This window comes from Methanobrevibacter sp., from assembly GCF_045636185.1.
Taxonomy (GTDB): Archaea; Methanobacteriota; Methanobacteria; order Methanobacteriales; family Methanobacteriaceae; genus Methanocatella.
Genome location: NZ_JAZTXC010000183.1, coordinates 1 through 3,702 on the forward strand (window position 1 = coordinate 1; position 3,702 = coordinate 3,702).

Here is a 3,702-nt window from a genome sequence, read left to right on the forward strand (position 1 = left end):
TACCATTGAAATCTGTTAAACAGGTATTAACAAGAGTTTTTTCACCATAAGTAGTATTTAAAACAGATAAATCAACATTTAAATCATTTTTATAAACAGCAAACTGAACAGTATCATTAACTGAATTATAGTTATTATTTCCATTGAAAAGAACAATACCTTCATAATTGGAAACATTCAAAAATACAGGAAGTGTATAATAACTATTTGCTTTAAAGGAATACTTTTCATTATCAACAGTTAAAACAACATCATCATTAATTAACTCATTATTAAGACCCGTTAAGTTAATCCACACAAGAGTATTTTCTCCATATTTTACATCATTAATATTGGAATAAATTTTTGGATTAATTTTAGAGACTAAAACATTAATTGTAGTATTTTTAGGATTATATCTTTCATTACCATTAAAGAAAACACTTACATCATAATTTGATGCATTTAAAATAATTGGAAGAATAAACTCAGTATTAGTTATATAAGAATAATTAACATTATTAATATTTAAAGTAATATTTTCATTAATTAAAGTAGAATTAGAAGACAATGAAACCTCAAAAGTTAAATAATCCCCATAATCAATATTATTTCCAATAACACTTAAATTAACATCATATCTATTTACAACGACATTACTATAAAATTCACCAGAACAATATTTATCAGATCCATTGAAAACTAGACTAACATCATATTTGCCTGCAGAAAACAAATCCGGAACATCAAATATAGAATTTGAATTAACATTATAAGATTTATTTCCAATAGTTAATACAACTGTAGAATCAATAATATTGCCATCTATATCCTTTAAAGAAATATTTGCTTTAAAATAATCTCCATAATAAATATTATCAATATTTAAAGTTAAATTTACAGCAATTTTTGGAATTATAAAAGTTAAATTATCATTTGAAGATAAATAATGGACATTATTTTCATATGTAGCTGTGACATTAAAAGTTTCATATCTTAAATTATTAAGTGATATAGTAGCAATACCTTTATTTACACTTTTATTATATTTAACACCGTCAAATTCAAAAATAACAAAACCTTCATTAACTAAATGACCATATTCATCCAAAACAGTTGCAGTTAAATTAACATTATTTTTATATATAGAAACTTCACTCAATGTTGTTGTAGTTGTTAAATTCAGTATTGTAAAGGCCTTTATACATGCAACTTGTGAATCATAAGTATGACCCCTATATGATAAATTTAAGGTATAATCATATAAATCAATCCAGTTTATACCATCATAACTAATAAATGAAATATATGGTCTATAATGGACTCTATTAACTGAAACTTTTTCTGAAATCGGAACTTGAGCCTCAATTAATGAGGATACTTTTAAAACTATTTTAAATAAGTCATTTTTATAAATTGGGATAAATTCATCAAAATTAAATGTGAAATAACCAGCTAGTGATGATCCGTTCTGTGTAAGTTTTAGCTCATTATTGACATAAATTTCAACTGTAAAATTTGAGTCATAAGCAAAATATGTTGAAAATGCAGCAATAATATCATCAGATGTTGCATTAAATATATTTTGATACCATATATCCTTTTGATCAGTCAATAAATAGTCTGTTAACCCAACAACATCATATTGATAATTTTTATCATATTTAACCGTGTCATTTAAAATATATATGTATGAAGCGTCCATAACACCTACACATGCACATCTAGTATCATAATATGAAATGTAGAAGTATCCTTTTTCACCCCATCCACTACCCCAGCTGTTTTTACAAATCCATGCTCCATTAGCCGGAGGTTTTGCACCTGAAAATTTATCTTTAGAGAAATTGTCATCCCATCCAACAATGGCGACTAAATGATTAGTGCCTGCAGTTCCAGTATAATATTGGTATTTTTGACCGGTAGCATAGATTGTAGTGACAACTGCCCCATAATCTAAAATAGCTTGTTTAATTCTATTATTATCAGTATAATTAGCCCTAGGCAAAAACATTATATTTTGAACATGCATAATACTATCAATTATTGGAGATAAAAGTGTATCTTCATAATATTTGTCATCAGATTCGTTGATAGGACCTAACCAACTTGTTAAATAACCAATAGGCATCATAGTTTTTCCGCCTTCATTAGTCATCATTTTCCATCCATAATCAGAATACATAGCCATTATGTTTTTCATGTTTTCTTCAGAAAGATCATACTCATTACCTGTTGCTTTTAAAATACATGATTCTAATGCTGCAAGTGTTCCAAAAGCCCAACAATTACCATCATGCCCCTGATTTTTAACAGGAGTAACTAATCCATAGTTCCTTAAATCGTAATAAGATGGAATTGTTCCATTATATGGAGTATAAACCATTTGAGTATAATTTGATTGTTCAAAATTAATATCATAATAATCTAGTTGAATTAGCTCAGCCTGAATAAAAGTATTGTTATCAAAATTCTCTTCACTATTTACGGCACTGTAAACATTATTATTGGTAAAAGTATTATGTATCATATTAAATGAGAGATAATCTGCCCATATTGCTTCGGCTTCATCTGCTGAATTATTAAAGAACCTGGATGAAGTTAAGTTTAACACACCATACATTTTATAAATTGCCCCACCCTGGTAAATAGCAGAGTTATTATATCCAGTTACATTAATCATTAAAATTCTTGAATCCAAATCACAGATTGCCCCACCCAAATTAGCGGAATTATCATGAAAAATAGAATTTGAAATGTTTATATTAGAATCAAGAGAATAAATTGCCCCACCCAAATTAGCAGAGTTATTGTAAAAATCGGAATTTGAAATAGTCAAATCTGCAATATGAGAGTTTATTGTTCCTCCCAATAATTGATTAGAAGAACCTTTGAAATTTACATTATCAATCGTCAACGTCTTAGTATTATAAATAGAACCTCCTGTTAATGTTAAATTATATAATCCTAAAATTCCATTATTATTAAAGATTCTATTCGTATTGGTGTATTTAATAATTGTATTATCCTTGCTTTGGCCAATAAATGAATTATATGAAGAAATAGATATGGATTTATCTAATTCATATTCACCATCTGCAAAATACAAGTTAGAGTTTGATTTAATCCTATTTGAATTAAAATATTTATATGGATTTTCCTTTGAACCAGTACCGTCACTAGCAACAGAACTATTAAAATAGATACTTGGATAGGAATCCTCTTCCGATAAAGTTATTTCTGAATTACCACTATTTAATAATGTTAAATTATCTTGTGCAAATGTAAATGGGATTATAAAAAACCCTAAAAATAATATAACAAAAATTACCTTTTTATTTAACATATGTAATATTAATTTTATCATAAGTACTTATAAAAGTATATCAAAAAATAAAAATAAGAATTAAGTGCTAATAGTAATGGTATTAGACACACTTAATCCATTGAACATTGAAGTTATTATATATCTTCCAGGCATTAAATTAATATTTAGATTTGCAAATCCTTCTGAATCCGTTATTCTAATGTAAAATACTCCATTGATATTAAATGTAACGCTTTGATTTGGATAAGGATTACCCTGACCATCAAGGATTAAAGCTTTAAATTTACTTCCGTCACGATATTTCATGACCATATCTTCAGCCTTAATTGTGCTCAATACTTTAATGGTATTAGAAACCATTGATGAATCGTATTCTGCTGTAATAGTGTATGTTC

At 26.9% G+C, this 3,702-nt stretch carries 1 protein-coding gene and 1 pseudogene; both read right to left on the reverse strand.

What is annotated here, in order from left to right; translation table 11 throughout:
• Positions 1-3,325: C1 family peptidase (locus tag ACKI3Q_RS10005; RefSeq protein ID WP_407416446.1), on the reverse strand; the 3,325-nt coding region annotated here is incomplete at its 3' end.
• Positions 3,326-3,385: 60 nt separating this feature from the next.
• Positions 3,386-3,702: pseudogene (locus ACKI3Q_RS10010) on the reverse strand (hypothetical protein); the annotation flags it as partial.